Annotated in this window: 16 protein-coding genes and 5 tRNA genes; 11 read left to right on the forward strand and 10 right to left on the reverse strand. The window is 69.6% G+C overall.

Annotated elements, in window-relative coordinates:
* Positions 1-66: 66 nt before the first annotated feature.
* From ACFWYS_RS41635 to ACFWYS_RS41660, 6 genes are all read right to left on the reverse strand, one after another.
* A tRNA-Asp gene (locus tag ACFWYS_RS41635) sits at positions 67-141 on the reverse strand.
* Between the two features lie 94 nt (positions 142-235).
* Positions 236-4,213: an ATP-dependent RNA helicase HrpA gene (hrpA, locus tag ACFWYS_RS41640; protein WP_384781332.1), complete on the reverse strand. Its 3,978-nt coding sequence runs from the start codon at positions 4,211-4,213 to the stop codon at positions 236-238.
* 839 nt (positions 4,214-5,052) lie between these two features.
* A tRNA-Phe gene (locus tag ACFWYS_RS41645) sits at positions 5,053-5,126 on the reverse strand.
* A 25-nt stretch (positions 5,127-5,151) separates the two neighbouring features.
* A tRNA-Asp gene (locus ACFWYS_RS41650) sits at positions 5,152-5,226 on the reverse strand.
* 37 nt (positions 5,227-5,263) lie between these two features.
* A tRNA-Glu gene (locus ACFWYS_RS41655) sits at positions 5,264-5,336 on the reverse strand.
* Between the two features lie 80 nt (positions 5,337-5,416).
* The gene (locus ACFWYS_RS41660) at positions 5,417-6,997 is read right to left on the reverse strand and encodes a metallophosphoesterase (RefSeq protein ID WP_384781333.1); all 1,581 of its coding nucleotides are present in this window, start codon (positions 6,995-6,997) and stop codon (positions 5,417-5,419) included.
* A gap of 85 nt (positions 6,998-7,082) precedes the next feature.
* Here ACFWYS_RS41660 and ACFWYS_RS41665 point away from each other — a divergent pair, with 85 nt between their 5' ends.
* The 5 genes from ACFWYS_RS41665 (at position 7,083) to ACFWYS_RS41685 (ending at position 12,137) form a co-directional block, all read left to right on the forward strand.
* A complete protein-coding gene (locus tag ACFWYS_RS41665) occupies positions 7,083-7,433 on the forward strand; it encodes a metallopeptidase family protein (RefSeq protein WP_067435541.1) in 351 nt (116 codons plus the stop codon).
* Positions 7,434-7,542: 109 nt separating this feature from the next.
* Positions 7,543-8,085: a hypothetical protein gene (locus tag ACFWYS_RS41670; protein WP_384781335.1), complete on the forward strand. Its 543-nt coding sequence runs from the start codon at positions 7,543-7,545 to the stop codon at positions 8,083-8,085.
* 237 nt (positions 8,086-8,322) lie between these two features.
* Positions 8,323-10,224, forward strand: a complete 1,902-nt coding sequence (locus ACFWYS_RS41675) for a DEAD/DEAH box helicase (RefSeq protein ID WP_384781337.1) — start codon at positions 8,323-8,325, stop codon at positions 10,222-10,224.
* A 129-nt stretch (positions 10,225-10,353) separates the two neighbouring features.
* Complete coding sequence (locus tag ACFWYS_RS41680) at positions 10,354-11,934, forward strand: amino acid permease (RefSeq protein ID WP_384781338.1); 1,581 nt, start codon at positions 10,354-10,356, stop codon at positions 11,932-11,934.
* A 130-nt stretch (positions 11,935-12,064) separates the two neighbouring features.
* A tRNA-Lys gene (locus tag ACFWYS_RS41685) sits at positions 12,065-12,137 on the forward strand.
* Between the two features lie 104 nt (positions 12,138-12,241).
* On the opposite strand, the gene ACFWYS_RS41690 is transcribed toward ACFWYS_RS41685, so the two are convergent.
* Together ACFWYS_RS41690 and ACFWYS_RS41695 are read right to left on the reverse strand one after the other, a co-directional pair.
* Positions 12,242-13,474: a serine/threonine-protein kinase gene (locus ACFWYS_RS41690; RefSeq protein WP_384781340.1), complete on the reverse strand. Its 1,233-nt coding sequence runs from the start codon at positions 13,472-13,474 to the stop codon at positions 12,242-12,244.
* 161 nt (positions 13,475-13,635) lie between these two features.
* Positions 13,636-14,052 carry a cupredoxin domain-containing protein gene (locus tag ACFWYS_RS41695; protein WP_384781342.1) on the reverse strand — a complete coding sequence of 139 codons (417 nt, stop codon included), beginning with the start codon at positions 14,050-14,052 and terminating at the stop codon, positions 13,636-13,638.
* Between the two features lie 255 nt (positions 14,053-14,307).
* On the opposite strand from ACFWYS_RS41695, the gene ACFWYS_RS41700 reads away from it, so the two are divergent.
* The 3 genes from ACFWYS_RS41700 to efeU all read left to right on the forward strand — a co-directional run bounded on the left by ACFWYS_RS41700 (position 14,308) and on the right by efeU (position 16,491).
* Positions 14,308-14,925, forward strand: a complete 618-nt coding sequence (locus tag ACFWYS_RS41700) for an iron transporter (RefSeq protein WP_384781344.1) — start codon at positions 14,308-14,310, stop codon at positions 14,923-14,925.
* Between the two features lie 11 nt (positions 14,926-14,936).
* Positions 14,937-15,554: a hypothetical protein gene (locus ACFWYS_RS41705; protein ID WP_384781346.1), complete on the forward strand. Its 618-nt coding sequence runs from the start codon at positions 14,937-14,939 to the stop codon at positions 15,552-15,554.
* 70 nt (positions 15,555-15,624) lie between these two features.
* Positions 15,625-16,491 carry an iron uptake transporter permease EfeU gene (gene efeU / locus ACFWYS_RS41710; protein WP_384781348.1) on the forward strand — a complete coding sequence of 289 codons (867 nt, stop codon included), beginning with the start codon at positions 15,625-15,627 and terminating at the stop codon, positions 16,489-16,491.
* A gap of 55 nt (positions 16,492-16,546) precedes the next feature.
* On the opposite strand, the gene ACFWYS_RS41715 is transcribed toward efeU, so the two are convergent.
* Positions 16,547-17,197, reverse strand: a complete 651-nt coding sequence (locus tag ACFWYS_RS41715) for a TetR/AcrR family transcriptional regulator (protein WP_384781350.1) — start codon at positions 17,195-17,197, stop codon at positions 16,547-16,549.
* A 65-nt stretch (positions 17,198-17,262) separates the two neighbouring features.
* Between ACFWYS_RS41715 and ACFWYS_RS41720 the strand changes: the two genes are divergently transcribed.
* Both ACFWYS_RS41720 and ACFWYS_RS41725 read left to right on the forward strand, forming a co-directional pair.
* Positions 17,263-18,324 carry an oxygenase MpaB family protein gene (locus ACFWYS_RS41720; protein ID WP_384781352.1) on the forward strand — a complete coding sequence of 354 codons (1,062 nt, stop codon included), beginning with the start codon at positions 17,263-17,265 and terminating at the stop codon, positions 18,322-18,324.
* Positions 18,325-18,554: 230 nt separating this feature from the next.
* The gene (locus ACFWYS_RS41725; protein ID WP_384781354.1) at positions 18,555-19,004 is read left to right on the forward strand and encodes a hypothetical protein; all 450 of its coding nucleotides are present in this window, start codon (positions 18,555-18,557) and stop codon (positions 19,002-19,004) included.
* A 244-nt stretch (positions 19,005-19,248) separates the two neighbouring features.
* On the opposite strand, the gene ACFWYS_RS41730 is transcribed toward ACFWYS_RS41725, so the two are convergent.
* Positions 19,249-20,379: a serine/threonine-protein kinase gene (locus tag ACFWYS_RS41730; RefSeq protein ID WP_384781356.1), complete on the reverse strand. Its 1,131-nt coding sequence runs from the start codon at positions 20,377-20,379 to the stop codon at positions 19,249-19,251.
* A 568-nt stretch (positions 20,380-20,947) separates the two neighbouring features.
* On the opposite strand from ACFWYS_RS41730, the gene ACFWYS_RS41735 reads away from it, so the two are divergent.
* The gene (locus ACFWYS_RS41735; protein ID WP_384781358.1) at positions 20,948-21,763 is read left to right on the forward strand and encodes an MBL fold metallo-hydrolase; all 816 of its coding nucleotides are present in this window, start codon (positions 20,948-20,950) and stop codon (positions 21,761-21,763) included.
* Positions 21,764-21,884 lie beyond the last annotated feature (121 nt).

Here is a 21,884-nt window from a genome sequence, read left to right on the forward strand (position 1 = left end):
TGTTGTCTCTCCGCCCGCGGCCCCCGCCCCTCACCCGGGGGCGCCCGCCCCCCTTCTCTCTTGCTGCGGTCCTGACGGGATTTGAACCCGCGGCCTCCACCTTGACAGGGTGGCGAGCACTCCAAACTGCTCCACAGGACCAGGTTTCGCTGCGCCATTCGTGCGTTGCGCTGCGAGAAGAGACTGTACAGGAGGGTGAGCCCACTGGTCGAACTCACCCAGCGTGCACGGTCCGTTACGGAGCCAGGGTGTCGATCGTCTTCACGATCCGCTTGTCGGAGACGGGGAACGCCGTGCCCAGAGCGTGGGCGAAATAGCTCACCCGGAGCTCCTCCAGCATCCAGCGGACGTCCAGCACCTGCTGCGGCACCGGGCGCCCCTGCGGCATCTGCTCCAGGAGCCAGGCGTACTCGTCCTGCATCTCGTGGACCTTCTCCATGCGCGTGGTGTCGCGCTGGACGTTCGTCGGCATCTGCTGGAGACGCCGGTCCACCGCGATCAGGTAGCGCATCAGGTCGGGCTGGCGCCGCAGCCCCGCCTCCGTCACGAAACCGGGCCGCACAAGGGCGTCCAGCTGCTTGCGCACGTCCGCGAGGTTCGCGAGCAGGGCAGGGCTGCGCAGGCCCTTCAGACGGCGCTCAGCGGCCTGCCAGGCGGCGAGCACCTGCTGCACCTGCCCCACCGCACGGACCGTCGTGTCGACGATCTCGGCGCGCACCTTGTCGTACAGCTTCCGGTACGACTCCTCGTCCCACACCGGCCCCCCGAAGTCGCCGATCAGCTTGTCCGCCGCCGCCATCGCGCAGTCGTCGAACAGGGCCTGGACCGAGCCGTGCGGGTTGGCGGACAGGGCCAGCTTCTGGGCGTTCGTCAGCTTCTCGGACGCGAACTTCGCCGGGTTGACCGGGATGTTGCGCAGGATCAGGCGGCGCGTGCCCTTCCACATCGCCTGCTGCTGCTCCGCCTCCGTGTCGAAGAGACGCACCGACACCGTGTCGCCGTCGTCCACCAGCGCCGGGTACGCCTTGACCGGCTGGCCGGCCCGGCGGGTCTCGAAGACGCGGGTCAGCGAGCCGATCGTCCAGTCGGTCAGGCCCTTGCGCTCCAGGGACTCGCCGCCCTGGCGGGACGCGGTGGCCGCGGCGGCCTGGGAGAGGGCCTGGCGGGCCTTCGGCTTCAGCTGGAGCTTCAGCGCCTCCAGGTCCTTGTCCTCGGCCAGCCTGCGGCGCCGCTCGTCGACGATCCGGAAGGAGATCCGCAGATGGTCCGGGACCTTCGCCCAGTCGAAGTCGTCCGCCTCGAAGGGCACGCCCACCATGCGCTTCAGCTCGCGGGCCATGGTCACCGTCAGCGGTTCCTGCAAGGGGACCGAGGCGTCCAGGAACCGCTTGGCGAAGTTCGGCGCCGGCACGTAGTGACGGCGGATCGGCTTCGGCAGGGAACGGATCAGCTCCGTCACCAGCTCCTCCCGCAGGCCCGGGATCTGCCAGTCGAAGCCCTCGTCGGTGACCTGGTTGAGGACCTGGAGCGGGATGTGGACGGTCACACCGTCGGCGTCCGCGCCCGGCTCGAACTGGTACGTCACCCGGAACTTGAGCTGGCCCTGCCGCCACGAGTCGGGATAGTCGGCCTTGGTGACCGCCGCCGCCGACTCCCGGATGAGCATCTCGCGCTCGAAGTCCAGGAACTCCGGCTCCTCGTGCCGCTTGCGCTTCCACCACGAGTCGAAGTGGGCCCCGGAGACCACGTGCTCGGGGACCTTCTGGTCGTAGAAGTCGAACAGCGTCTCGTCGTCCACGACGATGTCCCGGCGCCGCGCCCGGTGCTCCAGCTCCTCGACCTCGCTGAGGAGTCTGCGGTTGTCGGCGAAGAACTTGTGGTGCGTGCGCCAGTCGCCCTCGACCAGCGCGTTGCGGATGAACAGCTCGCGGCTGGTCTCCGGGTCGATCCGGCCGTAGTTCACCTTCCGCTGGGCGATGATCGGGACGCCGTACAGCGTCACCTTCTCGTACGCCATCACGGCCGCCTGGTCCTTCTCCCAGTGCGGTTCGCTGTACGTCCGCTTGAGGAGGTGCTCCGCGAGCGGCTCGACCCACTCGGGCTCGATCTTCGCGTTGACGCGGGCCCAGAGGCGGGAGGTCTCCACCAGTTCCGCGGACATCACGAAACGGGGCGGCTTCCTGAAGAGGGCCGAGCCCGGGAAGACCGCGAACTTGGCGCTCCGCGCGCCCAGATACTCGTTCTTCGCGCCGTCCTTCACGTCCTTCATGCCGATGTGGGACAGGAGTCCGGCGAGCAGTGAGACGTGGATGCGGTCGCCGGGAGCGTCGTCCTCGTTGAGGTGGATGCCCATCTGCTTGGCGACGGTGCGCAGTTGGGAGTAGATGTCCTGCCATTCGCGAATGCGCAGGAAGTTGAGGTACTCCTGCTTGCACATCCGCCGGAACGAGCTTGAGCCCCGCTCCTTCTGCTGCTCCCTGATGTACCGCCACAGGTTGAGATAGGCGAGGAAGTCGCTCGTCTCGTCCTTGAAGCGGGCGTGCTGCTGGTCGGCCTGGGCCTGTTTGTCGGCGGGGCGCTCGCGCGGGTCCTGGATCGACAGCGCGGCGGCTATGACCATGACCTCGCGCACACAGCCGTTCTTGTCCGCCTCCAGGACCATCCGGGCCAGCCGGGGGTCGACCGGCAGCTGGGCCAGCTTGCGCCCGGTCTGCGTGAGCCGCTTGCGTGCGTCCTTCTCGGCCGGGTCGATCGCGCCGAGCTCCTGGAGGAGCTGGACGCCGTCGCGGATGTTGCGGTGGTCCGGCGGGTCGATGAACGGGAACTTCTCGATGTCGCCGAGGCCGGCCGCGGTCATCTGCAGGATGACGGAGGCGAGGTTCGTCCGCAGGATCTCGGCGTCCGTGAACTCCGGCCGGGCGACGAAGTCGTCCTCGCTGTACAGCCGGATGCAGACGCCGTCACTGGTACGTCCACAGCGGCCCTTGCGCTGGTTGGCGCTGGCCTGGGAGATCGGCTCGATGGGGAGCCGCTGGACCTTGGTGCGGTGGCTGTAGCGGCTGATGCGGGCGAAGCCGGGGTCGATGACGTACTTGATGCCCGGGACGGTGAGGGAGGTCTCGGCGACGTTGGTCGCCAGAACGATCCTGCGCCCGGTGTGGGGCTGGAAGACGCGATGCTGCTCGGCGTGCGAGAGGCGGGCGTACAGCGGGAGCACCTCGGTGCCCTGCCCATTAGCGCCTCCGGCGCGGGGGTAGTTCTTCTTCACCAACGCGTCGGCGGTGTCCCGGATCTCCCTCTCCCCCGAGAGGAAGACGAGGATGTCGCCCTTGCCCTCGGCCTGGAGTTCCTCGACGGCGTCGCAGATCGCGGTGATCTGGTCGCGGTCGGCGTCCTCGGAGTCCTCCTCCAGCAGGGGCCGGTACCGCACCTCCACCGGGTACGTCCGGCCGCTGACCTCGACGATCGGAGCGTCACCGAAGTGCCGTGAGAACCGCTCGGGGTCGATCGTCGCGGAGGTGATCACGACCTTGAGGTCGGGCCGCTTCGGCAGCAGCTGCGCGAGATATCCGAGCAGGAAGTCGATGTTGAGGGACCGCTCATGGGCCTCGTCGATGATGATCGTGTCGTAGGCGCGCAGCTCACGGTCGGTCTGGATCTCGGCGAGCAGGATGCCGTCCGTCATCAGCTTGATGAAGGTGGCGTCCGGGTTCACCTGGTCGGTGAACCGCACCTTCCAGCCGACGGACTCGCCCAGCGGCGTGTCCAACTCCTCCGCGACCCGCTCGGCGACGGTGCGGGCGGCGATCCGGCGCGGCTGGGTGTGCCCGATCATGCCGCGCACACCGCGGCCGAGCTCAAGGCAGATCTTCGGGATCTGCGTGGTCTTGCCGGACCCGGTCTCACCGGCGACGATCACGACCTGGTGATCACGGATGGCGTCCGCGATGTCGTTCTTCTTCTGGCTGACCGGCAACTGCTCGGGATACGTGATCGCGGGCAGACGCGTACGCCGCCCGGCGATACGCTCCTCACCCTTGGCGATCTCCGCCTCGATCTCGGCCAGCACGGCGGCCCGCGCCTCCGGCTTACGGATCTTGCGCGCGCCTTCGAGCCGCCGGCCGAGCCGGTGCGCGTCGCGCAGGGACAGCTCGGTCAGACGGGGGGCGAGGGGGCCGAGGGCCGGGGTGGCGGGGGCAGGCTGGGTAGACATACGCGGTCCAGGATCTCATCCCACCGAAATCCATGGCGAACGCTTTTGCCTCCGGCGACGGCGAGCGCACGACGCCCGTCCGGATACGCCAGGATTCGCCACCCCCTGTGGCGCGTCTAGCTGCGCCTTCGTATTCGCCACCCCGAATGCGCCACTGACCGCCATGATCATTCGCCACCAGCAAACTCGACAAAGCGGGCGCGACGGGTCTGTGATCACTTGATGGATGGTGAGGCTTGCGGTTACCTCTTCCAGGTGATGGCCGCCGGAACCGTGTCCCGGCCGTGTGCGCTCCCGCGCACGCACAAAGCCTGGCTTCAGGATGCAGCCCAAAGCCAGGCTCGTGCGCGGGGCAGGGTGGGTCCGGCCGAGTATGCGTCGGCCGGGCTCACTCACCCGGCCAGCCGTCCGGCTCACCCTCAGCGCGTCACAGGAAGTGTTCGACGCACCCCGCAATGGCAGTGATCGCAGTCAGGAACAGTGCCGCCAGCTGCACCCACTCCTGTCGTGGATGCCTGTCGCGACGCCTTCTCCGTTTCGTTGATCGCTCCACCGCGCCCGATCTCCAATCTCTCGGTGTCCCAACGGCGTTGGGGCCTCCCCTGAGCGGGCAGGCGTCTCGGGAGAGACTCGACCGGGCGTCTCGCAACATACCGGCGATGAGGGAGCGGATCGGCCGATCCCGGGGTTCGGCGGGCATATTCCTGCGCGGCGCCCAGGGAGTCGTGTATAGGAGGCGAGGCGCGGGGCGTACGGCTTTCGCGGGGTGGGTGTGGCGGACATGAAAACGCCCCCTCCGGAAGATCCCGGAGGGGGCGTATGCCCTGGTAGGGCGGTTGTGGCTGGGGCCGGGGTCGAACCGGCGACCTATCGCTTTTCAGGCGATCGCTCGTACCAACTGAGCTACCCAGCCGTAAAGACTTCTTTCGAAGCCTCTGCGGTCCTGACGGGATTTGAACCCGCGGCCTCCACCTTGACAGGGTGGCGAGCACTCCAAACTGCTCCACAGGACCTTGCGATGCGTACGACAGTGTCGCACACCGTACTGCGTGCCCCCAACGGGATTCGAACCCGTGCTACCGCCTTGAAAGGGCGGCGTCCTAGGCCGCTAGACGATGAGGGCTATCGGCCCGCCTGGGCGCTTCTCAGCGCGTCGGGGACGTGAGAAGCATATGGGATGGCGGGAGGTATCGCCAAAACGGTTTACGGGGTGGGGGAGGGCGAGGTGGGGGACGGGGTCGAGTCCGTGGGTGACGGGGTCGCGTCCGCCGGTTGGTTCTCCTCCACGAGGTGGCGGCTCACCTCCGCCGTCGTCAGGCCCAGGCCGCCGAGTTCGATCTCGTCCCAGGCCTGGAGGCGACGGGTGTCGCGGTCGAAGTAGAGGATCGAGGTCTGGATGGGGTCGGGGTGTTTGCCTTCGATCGCACGCAGGCCGCTGCCGCCGGTGGAGCCCTCGATGCGCAGGCGGGTGCCGTAGGGGAGGAGCTCCGTTTCCGGGTGGTGGATGTGGCCGGCCAGGGCGAGGGGGACCTCGCCGTCCGTGCGGCGGGCCGCCACCGGTTCATGGGCGACGGCCACGTCGACCGGGGTGCCGGCGGCCTTCTGGTCGCGCAGGGAGGTGGCCAGGCGGGCGCCCGCCAGTTCGTTGGCCGCGTCGCCGCCGGGGATCGTCGAGCGGTCGGGGGTGAACTGGGGGTCGCCGATGCCGGCGAAGCGCAGGCCGGCGATGTTCGCCGCCTCGCCGTCGTCCAGGACGTGGACGTTCTTCAGGCCCTCCAGGTGGCGCTGGGTCACTCGGGAGTCGTGGTTGCCGCGGACCCAGACGTAGGGGGCGCCGAGGTCCTCGATGGGGTCCAGGAAGCCGTTCTCGGCGGCCGTGCCGTGGTCCATGGTGTCGCCGGAGTCGACGATCACGTTGACCTTGTACTGCTCGACGAGCGAGGCGATGATCTTCCAGCTCGCCGGGTTGAGGTGGATGTCGGAGACGTGCAGGACACGGATCGTCGACGGGTCCGGTGCGTACGCGGGGAGCGTGGAGGTGGCGTCGTAGAGCTTGGTCACGTTGGTGACGAGGCGGGCCAACTCCTTCTGGTAGACGTCGAATTCGGTGACGATGCTGCGGGCGTTGCCGACCAGGGACGGGGCGGAGGAGAGCAGGCCCGAGAACTTCGGTTCCAGGACCGACTCCGGGTTCCAGGTCGCGACGGCCGTGCCGCCCGAGGCGGCCAGGAGGGTGAGGGCGAGGCCGCCGGCGGCGAGGGCGCGGCGGGGGCGGCGGTAGACGGCGAGGCCGAGGGCGGCGGCGCCGGTGACGACGGCCACGCAGCTGCGTACGGCGAGGTCCTGGGTGCCGTGGGCGACGTCCTGGGCGACCTCGTCCTGGAGGCCGGAGAGGCGTTCGGGGTGGTCGACGAGGGACTGGGCGCGCTCGGGGTCGAGCTGGTCGACGTTGACATCCAGGCGGACCGGGGCGGTGTGGCTGTCCAGGGTGAGGGCGCCGAGCGGGGAGACGTTGATCTTCGTGCCGCCGGTGAGGGAGGGGCGCAGGGTCATCGTCGTGTTCATGGGGCCGACGGGGACGCGTACGTTGCCGACGATCAGCAGGCCGAGCCAGGCGCCGATGACGACGACCGTGACGAGGCCGAGTGCTTGTGCCCAGGGGTTGGGCTGGGCGGCGAGTTCCAGGGTGGGGTGCGGGCGGCGGGGATAGCGGCGGGTCAGGGCGCGCGGGGCCCTCGGGAGGTGGGCGAGGGCCTTCAGGACTGCGGCGGGGACGCGGGCCATTGGTCCCGTATGCCCAAGGGGGCGGGTGGATATGCGAGGCCGTTCGCGGCTCCTTTACGGCGGCGTCGTACCCGACAATGGGCCTGTGCTGGAGATGACGCGCGAGGAGTTCGAGGAACTGGTCGCCGAGGCGCTGGACCGGATTCCGCCGGAGTTGACGCGGCTGATGGACAACGTCGCGGTGTTCGTCGAGGACGAACCGCCGGCGGACGATCCCGAGCTGCTCGGGTTGTACGAGGGGACTCCGCTGACCGATCGCGGGGAGTGGTACGCCGGGGTGCTGCCGGACCGGATCACGATCTACCGGGGGCCGACGCTGCGGATGTGCGGGTCGCGGGAGGAGGTCGTCGCGGAGACCGAGGTGACGGTGGTGCATGAGATCGCGCATCACTTCGGGATCGACGACGCGCGGTTGCATGCGCTCGGGTACGGGTGAGCGGGCGGCGCTGACGGGGTGCGCGTGGCTTTTCCGGGGCGCGTGTCCTCTTGTGCGCGGCGGGAGTTGGGCAGGTTGACTTCTCCGCCCGCCACTGGAGGTGGCCACCGTGCGCCCCTTGTACGTACCCGTTCGTCTGGCCGCCACGGTCATGGCCGTCGCCGCTGCCGCCGGCTGCATGAGCGTGGGCGAGGACGGTGACGGCGGGAGCGCGAAGCCGTCGCACTCCGCCGGGCAGCGGGGTGGTGAGGCGCCCGACGGGGGGTCGGCCGTGTCGGGTGGCGGGTCCGGGGGCGGGGCGCACGCCGATGGCGGCAAGCGGGGGGAGAAGAAGGGCAAGGAGAAGCAGAAGGGCGAGAAGGAGGGCGGGGAGTCGGCGTCTCCTTCGGTCTCGCCGTCCGAGGCGGCGAGCGCCTCCGCTCCGGCCGGGGGCAAGCCGGTGGAGCCGGGGAGGACGGTGAAGCCGGGGCCCACTCGTACGGCTGAACCTACGCCCACCCGGACTCCGGAGCCGGAGCCGACGCCGAGCCAGGAGCCGACGTCCGTGGAGCCGACGCCCACGGCGGCCGAGCCGTCGTCCTCGGCGCACGAGGAGACGAGTCCGCAGCTGGCCCAGCGGGAGCCGGCGCCGGCCGCGGGGTCGCCGGCGTAGGACCGGTGGGGCGTCGCGAGTGACGTTGCCTACATGGTTGACGCTCGGTTTGCCTTGGGGGGCCGGGGGTGCGTATGGTGGTAGATCGTTTGATCCCATTTGCCCGGCGCCACTGCAGAGCGCGCCGTGTGGCGCGTACTCTCCCTTGCCGTGGCGGACCGCATTGAGGCGGTCGTAATGCGAATCACGGAGTTGACGGGCGCGTGCCGACGAGACTCCGGAAGGTTTCGCTTACGCATGTCCATTTCCAGTCCTGACCACGTCGTCGTGCCCGAGAACGAGGGCGTCGAGGAGACCCCCGAGGCGGCCCCCGAGGTGACCTTCGCGGACCTCGGTCTCCCCGAGGGCGTCGTCCGCAAGCTCGCGCAGAACGGCGTGACCACCCCCTTCCCGATCCAGGCCGCGACCATCCCGGACGCCCTGGCCGGCAAGGACATCCTGGGCCGTGGCCGCACCGGCTCCGGCAAGACCCTCTCCTTCGGTCTGCCGACCCTGGCGCGCCTGGCCGGCGGCCGCACCGAGAAGCACAAGCCGCGCGCCGTCATCCTCACCCCGACCCGTGAGCTCGCGATGCAGGTCGCGGACGCGCTGCAGCCGTACGGCGACGTCCTCGGCCTGAAGATGAAGGTCGTCTGCGGCGGTACGTCGATGGGCAACCAGATCTACGCCCTGGAGCGCGGCGTCGACATCCTCGTCGCCACCCCGGGCCGACTGCGCGACATCATCAACCGCGGCGCCTGCTCCCTGGAGAACGTCGAGGTCGCCGTCCTCGACGAGGCCGACCAGATGTCCGACCTGGGCTTCCTGCCCGAGGTCACCGAGCTGCTCGACCAGGTCCCGGCCGGCGGCCAGCGGATGCTGTTCTCGGCCACGATGGAGAACGAGATCTCCACGCTGGTCAAGCGCTACCTGAGCAACCCGGTCACGCACGAGGTCGACGCCGCCCAGGGCGCGGTGACGACCATGTCGCACCACATCCTGATCGTGAAGCCCAAGGACAAGGCGCCGGTCACCGCCGCGATCGCCTCCCGCAAGGGCCGCACCATCATCTTCGTCCGCACCCAGCTGGGCGCGGACCGTATCGCCGAGCAGCTGCGTGACGCCGGTGTGAAGGCCGACGCGCTGCACGGCGGTATGACGCAGGGCGCGCGGACGCGGACGCTGGCCGACTTCAAGGACGGTTACGTCAACGCGCTCGTCGCCACCGACGTCGCCGCCCGCGGTATCCACGTCGACGGCATCGACCTCGTGCTGAACGTGGACCCCGCCGGTGACCACAAGGACTACCTGCACCGTGCCGGCCGCACGGCCCGCGCGGGCCGTACCGGTACGGTCGTCTCCCTCTCCCTGCCGCACCAGCGCCGCCAGATCTTCCGGCTGATGGAGGACGCGGGCGTCGACGCCGGGCGTCACATCATCCAGGGCGGCGCCGCGTTCGACCCGGAGGTCGCCGAGATCACCGGCGCCCGTTCGATGACCGAGGTGCAGGCCGAGTCCGCGGGCAACGCCGCGCAGCAGGCCGAGCGTGAGGTGGCTCAGCTCAACAAGCAGCTGGAGCGGGCGCAGCGGCGTGCCGTCGAGCTGCGCGAGGAGGCCGACCGTCTCGTCGCCCGCGTGGCGCGCGAGCGCGGCGAGGACCCCGAGGCCGCGGTTGCCGAGGCCCAGGCCGCGGCGGTCGAGGCCGTCGAGGTGGCCGTGCCCGAGCAGCCGTTGGCGCAGGATGTCGACAAGACCGAGGCTCCGGCGTACGAGCGTCGTGAGCGTCGGGACAACGACCGTGGCGGCTTCCGCCGGGACGACCGTCGGGATGACCGTGGTGGGCGTTCCTTCGAGCGTCGGGACGGCGGCGAGCGCGGTGGGTTCAACCGTGACCGTGGCGACCGTGGCTTCGAGCGTCGGGACAACGACCGTGGCGGCTTCCGCCGTGACGACCGTCCGGCCGGCCGTTCCTTCGAGCGTCGGGACGAGCGCGGCGGTCACCGTGGCAGCGACCGGCCCTTCAACCGCGACCGCCGTGACGACCGTCCCGGTTTCCGCTCCGGCGGGCACGAGCGTCCGCACGGCCGTCGGGACGACCACCGTGGTGGCGGCACCTTCGGGCGCCGTGAGGACAAGCCGCGCTGGAAGCGCAACGGCTGACACTGAGTGAGCGGAGAGCGCCGTGGCCCGGTCGGGGTCACGGCGCTTTTTCGTGCCCGGGGCGGCAAGGGCATTTTTTGGCCAAGCTGTGACGCATGTCACGTCCCTGGCGGGGGAATCGCTGGGGACATGACAGATGACGCCATAGCGAGTGGGCTGTCGGACGGAAACCCGCCTTCGGACGAGGAGCGGCTGGCCCAGCTCGGCTACACGCAGGTTCTCGCCCGCCGTATGTCGGCGTTCTCCAACTACGCGGTCTCCTTCACGATCATCTCGGTCCTGTCGGGCTGCCTGACGCTCTATCTGTTCGGCATGAACACGGGCGGCCCGGCGGTGATCACCTGGGGCTGGGTGGCCGTAGGGCTGATGACCCTGTTCGTGGGTCTGTCGATGGCCGAGATCTGCTCGGCGTACCCGACGTCGGCCGGCCTGTACTTCTGGGCGCACCGGCTCGCGCCGCCGCGTACGGCGGCGGCGTGGGCGTGGTTCACGGGCTGGTTCAACGTGCTGGGCCAGGTGGCGGTGACGGCGGGCATCGACTTCGGGGCCGCGTCGTTCCTGGGCGCGTATCTGAACCTGCAGTTCGGCTTCGAGGTGACGCCGGGCCGGACGATCCTGCTCTTCGCGGGCATCCTGCTGCTCCACGGCCTCCTCAACACCTTCGGCGTACGGATCGTGGCCCTGCTCAACAGCATCAGCGTGTGGTGGCACGTGCTGGGCGTCGCGGTGATCGTCGGCGCGCTGGCCTTCGTGCCGGACCGGCACCAGTCTGCGTCCTTCGTGTTCGGCGAGTTCGTGAACAACACGGGCTGGGGCAGCGGGGTCTATGTCGTCCTGCTGGGGCTGCTGATGGCCCAGTACACCTTCACCGGCTACGACGCCTCGGCGCATATGACGGAGGAGACGCACGACGCGTCGACGGCGGGCCCGAAGGGCATCGTGCGGTCGATCTGGACGTCGTGGATCGCCGGATTCGTGCTCCTCCTCGGCTTCACCTTCGCGATCCAGTCGTACGACGGTGCGCTGAAGTCCCCGACGGGCGCCCCGCCGGCCCAGATCCTGCTCGACGCGCTGGGCGCGACGACGGGCAAGCTGCTGTTGCTGGTCGTCATCGGGGCGCAGCTGTTCTGCGGGATGGCGTCGGTGACGGCCAACAGCCGCATGATCTACGCCTTTTCGCGCGACGGCGCCCTGCCCTTCTCCCACATCTGGCACACGGTCAGCCCCCGCACCCGCACACCGGTCGCGGCGGTCTGGCTGGCGGCGGGCGGGGCGCTGCTGCTCGGTCTGCCGTATCTGATCAACGTCACGGCGTACGCGGCGGTGACCTCGATCGCCGTGATCGGCCTCTACATCGCGTACGTCATCCCGACCCTGCTGCGGCTGCGCAAGGGCGACGAGTTCGAGCGGGGGCCCTGGCATCTGGGGCGCTGGTCGGGGCCGGTGGGGGTGGTGGCCGTGGTGTGGGTCGGCGTGATCACGGTGCTGTTCATGCTGCCTCAGGTGTCGCCGGTGACCTCGGAGACGTTCAACTACGCGCCGGTCGCGGTCCTGGTCGTCCTGGGGTTCGCGGCGGTCTGGTGGGTGGCCTCGGCCCGGCACTGGTTCCTCAACGCGGAGCATGAGCGCACGATCGCTCGACTGGCGGGCAGGACGGGCGGGACGGGCGGGGCGGGGAAGGCGGGAGCGGTCGAGGCGGTGGATCCGTAGCGTTCCGGCGCGCATGGGGCTCGTTCCGCCCCGGTTCGCCCCTCTCCGGCACCGCTGACGTGGCCGTGACCCGGATACCCGATCGGAGACTCGGCCACGTCCGGCTATGCTCGGGGTGGCAACATCGCCTGGGCCCTTAGCTCAATTGGCAGAGCAGTGGACTTTTAATCCATTGGTTGTGGGTTCGAGTCCCACAGGGCCTACCGGTGGTGGGCGGGGGATATGACCTCTGACCTGCTACGCAGCGCCTGAGTCGGCTTCGGTCGGGTCGGGCGCTGTTTCGTTTTCGAGCCGATGCGTGAGCAGCTCAGTCACGGCTGTGCCGTCCATGGGCCTTGCCGTCCCCGTCGCCGGCGTCGTCCGACCGCTTGTCGTCCTTGTTGTCACCGTGCTCATGAGCAGGCGGTGCCGCGATAGATGGATGGGCGGACGGCGGCGTCGGGTTCGGGGTCCCGTCCGGGGGTGCGGGGGTCGTGGGGAGGGAAGTGGTGGGCGGCGTAGGCGCGTCGCCGCCGGTGTTCAGCGATGCTCCCAGGCCCGCGGTCCCGGCGAACAGCGCGAGGCCGATGCTGCAGAGAAGGGCTCTGGAGGACGGTTTGCCACGGCTGCGGGGGCGGGCGTGGGCGCCGGTGCGGAACTCGGCGGTGGGCGGCGCCGGAGGTGACGGAATCGCGGGGGCGGGCATGAGGGTGGTGGCGTACGGCTCGGCCGGTATCGGCGTCCCGTGCCGTGCGGTCAGCCAGTCGGCCGCCTGGTCGGCGGTGGGGCGGCGGGCCGGGTCCTTGGCGAGCAGGCGAAGTACGTAGTCGGAGAGCGACTTCGGTATGCCGGGGCGCAGGCTCTCGGGTGGTGGTGGCGTGGCATCGACGTGCTGCCGGACCACGGCCAGAGCTGTCGCCCCGATGAACGGGGGCTGTCCGGTGAGCAGTTCGTACAGGACGCAGCCGAGGGAGTAGACGTCGGAGGCGGGTTGTGCGGGGCGGCCGAGGGCGCGTTCGGGGGCGAGGTAGCACGCGGTGCCGACGATCTTGCCCGTGGCGGTCCAGCCGCCGGAGACATCCTCGGTGAAGCGCGCGATACCGAAGTCGGCGATTTTCACGGTGCGGTCGGGGGACAGCATCAGGTTGGCGGGCTTGACGTCGCGGTGGACCACTCCCTGCCGGTGTGCCGCCGCCAGACCGGCGGCGGCCTGGGCCGCGATGGCGGCCGCCTCCGGTGGGTCCAGGACGCCGCGCGCCGAGCGCTCTTGGGCCAGGCTCCAGCCCTCGACGAGTTCCATGGCCAGGTACAGCTGGTCCTGGTGCGAGCCGAAGTCGTACATGCCGACGACGTTGGGGTGGTTGAGCCGGGCCGAGATCTGCGCCTCAAGGCGGAATCGCCCGGTGTCCGCCGCTCCTTCGGCGTGCAGCAGTTTGACTGCCACGGGACGTCCGAGGGCCTCGTCGGATGCCCGCCACACCTCGCCCGCCGTGCCGCGCCCCAGCAACTCCTGCAACTGGTAGCGGTCCGCCAGCAGACCCTGTACTCCCACCCCGACCATCACGATGCTCGTACGCCTCCCGCACGCGAGGGGATGTCACGGGACCCCTGGGTCCTGGGTCCACCCGCTACAGCGCGCGGCAGCGCCGGGTCGTCACACCCTGTGGCCCCGCGGTCAAGTCGGCAGGGGCGTCAGTGAGGTGGTGCCTGCCGCTCCTGGGGTCATTCCTTCTTGTCCGTCACGGTGAACCCGCCGCGGATGCCGTCGCCGACCATGCCGGGCTTGCAGGCGGTGGTGTACGCGCCGGTCCGGGTGACCTTGACCGTCATGGTGCGCGAGGTGCCGGGGCCGATTCCCTCGACCTCGCTGACCACCTTCTTGTCCGGGCCGTAGACGTAGAACTCGGTGATCTTGCTGCCTTCGTTGCTGATCTCGAAGGCGATGGCACCGGCGGGCGCGGAGGTCCGGGAGAGCTCGCAGGCGTCGTCGGCCGCCCGGACGGCGATCGCCCCCGACTTGCCGTCGCCGTCGCTGCCGCTGCCGTCGGCCTTCTGGGTGCAGGCGGTCAGCAGGGTGAGGGGGGTGACGGCGAGCAGGGTCAAGGTCAGGATCGCGGGGCGGGGCAGGGCAGAGGGCACGACGGGCTCCTGGGTCGATGCGGGGAGGGGGGCGGCGCGCAGTTTAGGTAAGGCGTCTCCTCGGCTGTCCAGATGCTGAACCTCACACCATGGCGCGCTCGACCGGAAGGGCCCCTCAACTCCCTTGCGGTGTACGGGATTCCGGTTTGGCATGACCGATATGGCCAATGGTGTCTGCATTGTGAGACGTCTTGACGGACTCACAGCAAGTTCTTAGGTTCGGCTTACCTTACCTCCGGCCGAAAGAATTCAGCCATGCCCAAGCCCGTGCTGCCCTCACTCCTTCTGGCCGTCCCGCTCGCCCTCGCCCTGACGGGCTGCGGTGGCTCCGGCCAATCCGGCAACGCGCCCGACAAGGCGCCCGCCAAGGCTCCGGCGAAGGAGACCGCTCCGGCCGGTGTGGCGCACCAGCACACCGTGCTCGAAGCCGAGATCGCGGCCCGGGGCGGGGAGACCAAGGCCGGGGAGTACCGCGTCGGCTACATCGTGGAGGCCGCCGAGCCGTGGTTCCAGTCCGAGCACGGCGGCCACGGGAAGCTGGTCAACCGTGAGCCGGCGAAGAACGAGACGCACCACATCGAGATCATCCCGATGGAGGCCGAAACCGGCCGCATCGTGCCGAACGTTCCAATCAGGCTTGAGGTCGTGGACGCCAAGGGCAAGGTCGTGCAGGCGCAGAGCCTGAACTTCTACCACGCCGAGTTCTTCCACTACGCCAACAACTTCTCCATCCCCACGGCCGGCAAGTACACCCTCCGGGCCACGCTGCAGCCGCCGACCTTCCTGCGACACGGTGCCAGCGGCGAGAAGCCCGCGCTGAGCGAGACGGTCACCGCCACGTTCGCGGGCGTCGAGCTGAAGCCAGAGAGCTGACGGCGACCGTGATGTCCGACAGACCCATGGCCGCCGCGATTTCCCGGCGTGCCCGGGGACCTGAGCGGCCGTCGGCCGCTGCCCACCAGCCCTCACAGCACGCCGAGACCGCGCACACGCCGCTGGGGGCTCTCGTCGCGGCGGGGCTCCTGAGCTGCGGCGCCCTGGCCGCGGTGTGCTGGATGTCCGGTCATCTCCATGCCGATGCGACGCTGCAGAACGTAGCCCGCTTTCTGCATGTCGCGGCTCTCGTCGTCGGGCTGGGCGCCGTACTCGCCGTGGACTGGTTCGCCGTCCTGTGGCTGCTGGGACGCCGCCGTCTGGCCGACATCCTGAACACCGCCTGCACACTCCAGGTCCCGATCTGGCTCGGGCTGGCCGGGCTGGTGGCCAGCGGCGTGCTCCTCCACCCCGATCTGGCCTCCCCGCTGACCCGGATCAAGCTCGGACTCGTCCTGGTCATCACCATCAACGGCCTGTACGCCCACCGGCTCGGCCAGCACCTCGACCGGTACCGGGACGAGCCGGTGCCCCGCAGGCTCCTCGTCCAGTCGGGTGCCGCCGCCGCTGTCAGCCAGCTCGGCTGGTGGGGCGCCAGCCTGATCGGCTTCCTCAACAGCCACTCCTGAGGCCGCCCCTGAGCCTGCCGCTGAGCCCGACCCTGAGCCTGACTCCGAGCCCGCCGCACAAGGAGACCGTATGTTCGCCAACTACCTCATCGGCCTGCGTGAGGGCCTTGAGGCCGGCCTCGTCGTCTGCATCCTGGTCGCCTACCTGGTCAGGACCGGCAACCGGAGCAAGCTGCCGCCGATCTGGCTCGGCGTGGGCATCGCGGTCGCCCTCAGCCTGAGCGTGGGCGCGGTGCTGCAGTTCGGCTCCGCCCAACTGACCTTCGAGGCCCAGGAGATGCTCGGCGGCACCCTGTCCATCATCGCCGTCGCCCTGGTGACCTGGATGGTCTTCTGGATGCGCCGTACCGCCCGGCACCTGAAGGCCGAGTTGCACGGAAAGCTGGACCAGGCCCTGGCCATCGGCACCGGCGCGCTCGTGGCGACCGCGTTTCTGGCCGTCGGCCGCGAGGGCCTGGAGACCGCCCTGTTCGTCTGGTCCGCCGTGCAGGCCACGGACGACGGGTCCCGCCCCCTGGTCGGCGCCGTCCTCGGGCTGGCGACGGCCGTCGTCCTCGGCTGGCTGTTCTACCGCGGCGCCCTGCGGATCAACCTCGCGAAGTTCTTCACCTGGACCGGGGCCCTGCTCGTCGTCGTCGCGGCGGGAGTACTCGCGTACGGCGTCCACGATCTGCAGGAGGCGAGCATCCTGCCCGGCCTGGACAACCGCCTGTTCGACATCAGCGCGACGATCCCCCCGGACAGCTGGTACGGCACCCTCCTCAAGGGCATCTTCAACTTCCAGCCGAACCCCAGCGTGCTGCAGGCCACGTTCTGGGCGCTCTACCTCGCGCCGGTTCTCACACTCTTCCTCCGCCCGGACCGCCCGGACCGCCCGGACCGCCCGGACCGAACGACCGCGACGTCGGCGACGTCGCCGACGGCCCAAGCCGACTGATCCTGATCCCGGGCGGGATTACCCCGCTGACCTGCGGTGCAACGCTGACTCGTCGTCAATGTGCGGGCGGCCAGATGGTGCCGAGGATCAGCTGTACCTGGTCGACCAGGTGGGACGGGTCGAATCGGCCGGGATCGGTGAGTGCGGTGCGGCCGAAGTGTTCCGCGCAGGCGACGAGGGCGTGGGCGAGGACCTGGGGGTCGAGTGCGGGGCCGCCTCGGTCGGCCAGGGCGTGGGAGAGCCATTGCGCGACGCGGCGCCGGAAGCGCTCGCGGTCCGCCTCGATGCGGTCGCGTACGACCGTGGGCATGTTGCCCGGAGTCAGCAGGATCAGCCGCCATGTGTCCGGGTCCTCGCGGAGCATCGCGGACATCCGGCGGACCGCCTCGGCGGCGAACGCGGCGGGGTCGCGCGGGTCCTGCATGCTGGGGATCGTCTCCAGCAGCCGTCCGAAGGCGCGTGCCTGCTGCCGGTCGAGCAGCGCGGTCAGCAGGGCGTCGAGGTTGTCGTACGCGCCGTAGACCACCGATCGGGCGACATCGGCCTTCTTCGCTATGGCATCGATGGAGACCCGGTCGTAGCCGTCGCTCACGATCACGGCGAGGGCCGCGTCGAGCAGCTGCTCACGGCGTTCGGCGATCGGGACGCGCGCGGCGTAAGGGCGTCGCTTGCGTGGCCTGTCTTCCGAAGAGATGGGTGCTGACACCTTGGCAGTTTACGACATCCGTGTCTTAATTTAAGACAGCAGTGTCGTAATCAAGGAGCGGCTCCATGGTGAAGCTGAAGCGCAGTGAGGTCGAACCGCACGAGGACTACGGCTTCTTCGGTCCGGGTTCGGTGGTGTGGAAGGTCTGGAGCTATCCGACCGCGCCGACGGTGGGGTTCCAGCGGGCCGTGGTCGTGGAGGAACTCGACCCGCCGCTGGTGGCCGCCGTCCACGCGACCCAGGGCATCTACCGGCGCTCCCGCACCCGCTACGACCGGACCCTGCGGTACTTCGCGATGGTGGCCTTCGCCGGTTCGCGGGAGGTGTGCAAGGCCGCGGACGTCCTGGTCAAGGTCCATTCCAAGGCGATCGGCCACCTTCCGTACGGCGGCGGGACCTACGACGCCAACGACCCCGCCTCGCAGTTGTGGATCCAGCTGACCGGCTGGCACTCGATCCTCTACGCGTACGAGAGGTACGGGCCCGGGAAGCTCACGGCGGAGGAGGAGAAGGAGTACTGGGAGGCGTGCGCGGTCGCCGCGGAACTGCAGACCTGCTCCCCCGACGACATCCCCGGCAGCCGGGACGGCGTCCGGGCCTACTTCGAAGAGATGCGTCCGCGGCTGTCCGCCAGCCCGATCGCCCGGCAGGCCATGAACCACCTGCTGAGGAGCGAGCTCGTACTGCCGCCGACGCCGCGCTGGGCGAAGCCGGCGAGCCTGGCCGTCGCCAAGGCGCAGCGGATCGCCACGGTCGCCACCATGCCGCGCTGGATGCGTGAGATGGCCGGGATCCGGCAGTCCCGCCTCCTCGACCTGCTCATCGTGCCCGTGATGAAGACGGCGTTCGCGCTCGCCCACCTCAGCCCCAAGGCCGAACTGCGCCTGATAGCGCGGCTGTCGCCCTCCACGGTTGCGGTGATCGCGCCGATGAAGCTCGGCATCCCTCCCCGCACAGAGGAAGTACTGACGCCCGCGGAAGCCCGCGCCCGCCACGGCTACGCCAAGCCCGCCGAAGCCCACGTCGAATTCCGGGCCCGACAGGCCGCCCGCGTCTTCGACGACGGCAAGGCGCCCAGCGAACAGGGGCTCATCGAGTCCCAGGAGATCTTGGGGCCGCTTTCGTAGCCTGGGCGAGATGCCTGGTCTGTGAATTACGCGAAATTCGCCCGATGTAACAGGCGTGACCTAAGTAAGAAATCGTCAAGGACTTGCCTTCGCCTGGGTAATTCGCTATTGCGTACGCATGTCCCCGCTGGTAGCGTCCCCCTCGTAATGATCAAGCAATTGCCTGACCAGTGATTGCTGAATGTAGGGGGAATGACTTCGTGAGCATGCGAAGCAAGGTAATTTCTGCCGTGACTGCCACCGCTATTGCCGGCACGATGTGCGGCATCGGTGTGAACACCGCCTATGCGGCTTCGCCGGCAGGTGCGGGGCAGGCCCGCGTCGGAGCCAATGAAATCTGCACGCTCATGGGTATTGGCACCGGTGCCGCAGGTTTCCGCAAGGCCCTGGCCAGGGGCGCGGGATACGCAGGGATTGGCGCCAGCGTTGGGTGCTATTTGTACTCGTGGGCGAAGGAAGCCACGCCTGCGCAAAGGCGGGACGCCATGATCGCGTCGTACAAGAAGTACCAGGCGATGAGCGATATCAAGAAGCTTGATGCGCTCGGTTACTACTGCCGGAAGCAGGACACGGGTGGCGGCGGCGGTGGCACCGATGTCGCCCCCCTTAACACGAGGATAGGGTCGACGACTATCAGGATGAAGGGCGTGGCATACACATGCACGGCCACCAGGGACTGACCGGACGTCGCGACCGGAGCTATGGGGAGCGATTTCTGTCCGCCGTAGCGCTGGTCGGTGTGAGTTTGCTCTGGCTCACGGCAGAAATAGCCCCATGGGCAGTCGCACTGTGTTGGGCCGGTGTGGCTGGCGGAGTGGTGGGAATGCTCTACTTCGGGCGGCATTACATGCGCGAGCGCAAAGATTCGCGCTGAGATTTTCTCTGGGGGTGTTTCCGGGTATGCCGGAGACACCCCCAGCCGCATCATTCGTGGGAGTGGTGTCCCTTCCCCGGTAGCGGGCTCGGGGTCCCGGCTTCGGGCGCGGGCGACGAGTGGGGCGTCGGGGTGTTCTCGTCGTGGCCGGAGGCCAGGGACGTGCCGAGGGCGGCCGCCGCTGCGGCGAACAGGGCCAGACCGGTGCCGGAGAAGATGGCTTTGGAGGCCAGTCTGCGGTGGCCTCGCGGGCGGGAGTGGGCCGCGTGGCGGGACCTGCGTGAGGGCGAGACCGGGGCGGGGGCCGGATCCAGGACCGGAGTCGGAGCCGGAACCGGAGCCGGAACCGTGGGCGGGTGCGGCGTCCGGTGGTACTCGGTGAGCCAGGCTGCCGTCTCCTCGGCGGTGGGGCGTCGGGACGGGTCCTTGGACAGAAGGCGCAGGACGTAGTCGGAGAGGGGCTGCGGTATCCCGGGGCGGAGCCGGACGGGTGGGAGCGGGGTGTCGTCGACGTGCTGGCGCACCACGGCCAGTGAGGTGGCGCCGTTGAACGGGGGCTGTCCGGTGAGCAGTTCGTGCAGGACGCAGCCGAGGGAGTAGACGTCGGAGGCGGGTTGGGCGGGGCGGCCGAGGGCACGTTCGGGGGCGAGGTAGTCGGCGGTGCCGACGATCTTGCCGGTGAGGGTCAGCCCGCTGGCGATGTCGGCGAAGCGCGCGATCCCGAAGTCGGCGATCTTCGCCGTGCGGTCGGCCGTCAGGATCACGTTCGCCGGCTTCACATCCCGGTGGATCACTCCCTGCCGGTGCGCCGCGGCCAGACCGGCGGCCGCCTGGGCGGCGATGGCCACGGCGTCTCGCGGGAGCAGGGCGCCGTACCGGGACCGCTCCTGGGCGAGGGTCCAGCCGTCGACGAGTTCCATGACTAGGTACAGCTGGTCGCGGTCGGAGCCGAAGTCGTACATGCCCACGACGTTGGGGTGGTCGAGCCGGCCCGCGGTCTGTGCCTCCAGGCGGAAACGGTCCGCGTCCGCAGGCCCCTCGGCGCGCAGCAGCTTCACCGCCACGGGTCGCCCGAGGAACTGGTCGGCCGCTCGCCACACTTCGCCCATCGCACCGCGGCCCAGGCGCTCAAGCAACTGATAACGGTCCGCCAGCAGCTCTTGCACGCCCACCTCGATCACGACGACGTTCGTACTTCCTCGGCCCAGGATGTCAGCGACGCCCTGACCGCCTGACCCGCTGGCAGGCAGGTGTCGGGGGATCACCTGCCTGCCCTTGTGCGCGACTGCTCGCTCAATGAAGAGGGGTGAGCGGGCACCACGGGGGCCCTGGGTCCTGGCCCACCCCCTACAGCGCAGGTGGGTTCGGGGGTGTCACATCCGGCACGGTCCGCAGTTTCGGCGCGGAGTGCCGCGAGCAGGGGCAGGCCCAGTCACGGGGGGAACCGAGCCTGCCCTGCATGTCGGCGCCCGCTTACCTCCCCCCGGAGGGTGAGCGCCGTGACCCCGCCCGGGGTCACTTTCCTCAGCGCTGCGGATGCCGGGCCTGTCACGGGTGGAGCGGGATGGTCGCGAGAACCGCACCGTCGTGGAGGCGCGCGCTTGCGGCGACTACGTCGTGCTCACAGTCGGCGCACATGTCGAGCGGGAAGGCAACGAGCCATTCTCACGGTATTGATTGCATCTATCCGTGAGAAACGGCTAGCCTTCATCTCACGGATAGAACCCCTATCAACCGTGAGGTCTGACGATGGACGCCACCACCAGCACGACCACCAGCACCAGCATCACCACCACCGAGCAGGTCCCCGTGCCCGTCCCCGTCCGTGTCTTCGGCGGTCCCACCGCGCTCATCGAGTACGGCGGGCTGCGGCTGCTCACCGACCCCACCTTCGACGCCCCCGGCGAGTACCCCATCGGCGACGGCCGCGGCCTGACCAAGACCGCGGCCGCCGCCGTCTCGCCCGCCGAACTCGGCCGTATCGACGTGGTGTTGCTCTCGCACGACGAGCACCCCGACAACCTCGACGTCTCCGGCCGGGCCCTGCTGGCCGACGTGCCGCTCACCCTCACCACGCCGAGCGGTGCGGGGCGTCTGGGCGGTACGGCTCGGGGGCTGCGGGACTGGGAGTCCGTGGAGGTGGGGCGGCCCGGCGGGGGTGTGATCACCGTGACCGGGGTGCCCGCGCTGCACGGGCCGGGGGAGCGGGAGGGGCTCGAAGCGGTGGTCGGACAGGTCGTCGGGTTCGTGCTGACCGGCGACGGTCTGCCCACGGTGTACGTCAGCGGCGACAACGCCCAGCTCGGGCCGGTCCAGGAGATCGCCGAGCGGTTCGGGCCGGTCGACACGGCCGTGCTCTTCGCCGGGGCCGCCCGTATCGCCGTCCTCGACCGGCAGTTGCTCACCCTCGACAGCGCGCGTGCCGCGGAGGCCGCCCGGATACTCGGGGCCCGACGGATCGTTCCCGTCCACTTCGACAGCTGGGCCCACTTCACCGAGGGGCGGGAGGAGTTGGCGTCCGCGTTCACCGCGGCGGGGCTGATCGACCGGGTCCAGCTGGGCTGACGGGCCGGGGGAGGGCCGCTCGGGGATGCACCCATGGGTGACCCATGAGTCACCCATGGGGTTGCCCTCGTCGCCCTCCCCTCGCAGCAATGTCACAGCTCACAGCAATGTCACAGCCTGC

The organism is Streptomyces sp. NPDC059010 (assembly GCF_042740355.1).
Taxonomy (GTDB): domain Bacteria; phylum Actinomycetota; class Actinomycetes; order Streptomycetales; family Streptomycetaceae; genus Streptomyces.

What these genes read in the sequence shown, in the direction of transcription:
- hrpA (WP_384781332.1), bottom strand. Translation starts at nt 4,213, where the DNA reads ATGTCTACCCAGCCTGCCCCCGCCACCCCGGCCCTCGGCCCCCTCGCC.
- ACFWYS_RS41660 (WP_384781333.1), bottom strand. Translation starts at nt 6,997, where the DNA reads ATGGCCCGCGTCCCCGCCGCAGTCCTGAAGGCCCTCGCCCACCTCCCG.
- ACFWYS_RS41675 (WP_384781337.1), top strand. Translation starts at nt 8,323, where the DNA reads ATGTCCATTTCCAGTCCTGACCACGTCGTCGTGCCCGAGAACGAGGGC.
- ACFWYS_RS41680 (WP_384781338.1), top strand. Translation starts at nt 10,354, where the DNA reads ATGACAGATGACGCCATAGCGAGTGGGCTGTCGGACGGAAACCCGCCT.
- ACFWYS_RS41690 (WP_384781340.1), bottom strand. Translation starts at nt 13,474, where the DNA reads ATGGTCGGGGTGGGAGTACAGGGTCTGCTGGCGGACCGCTACCAGTTG.
- ACFWYS_RS41700 (WP_384781344.1), top strand. Translation starts at nt 14,308, where the DNA reads ATGCCCAAGCCCGTGCTGCCCTCACTCCTTCTGGCCGTCCCGCTCGCC.
- ACFWYS_RS41705 (WP_384781346.1), top strand. Translation starts at nt 14,937, where the DNA reads ATGTCCGACAGACCCATGGCCGCCGCGATTTCCCGGCGTGCCCGGGGA.
- efeU (WP_384781348.1), top strand. Translation starts at nt 15,625, where the DNA reads ATGTTCGCCAACTACCTCATCGGCCTGCGTGAGGGCCTTGAGGCCGGC.
- ACFWYS_RS41720 (WP_384781352.1), top strand. Translation starts at nt 17,263, where the DNA reads ATGGTGAAGCTGAAGCGCAGTGAGGTCGAACCGCACGAGGACTACGGC.
- ACFWYS_RS41735 (WP_384781358.1), top strand. Translation starts at nt 20,948, where the DNA reads ATGGACGCCACCACCAGCACGACCACCAGCACCAGCATCACCACCACC.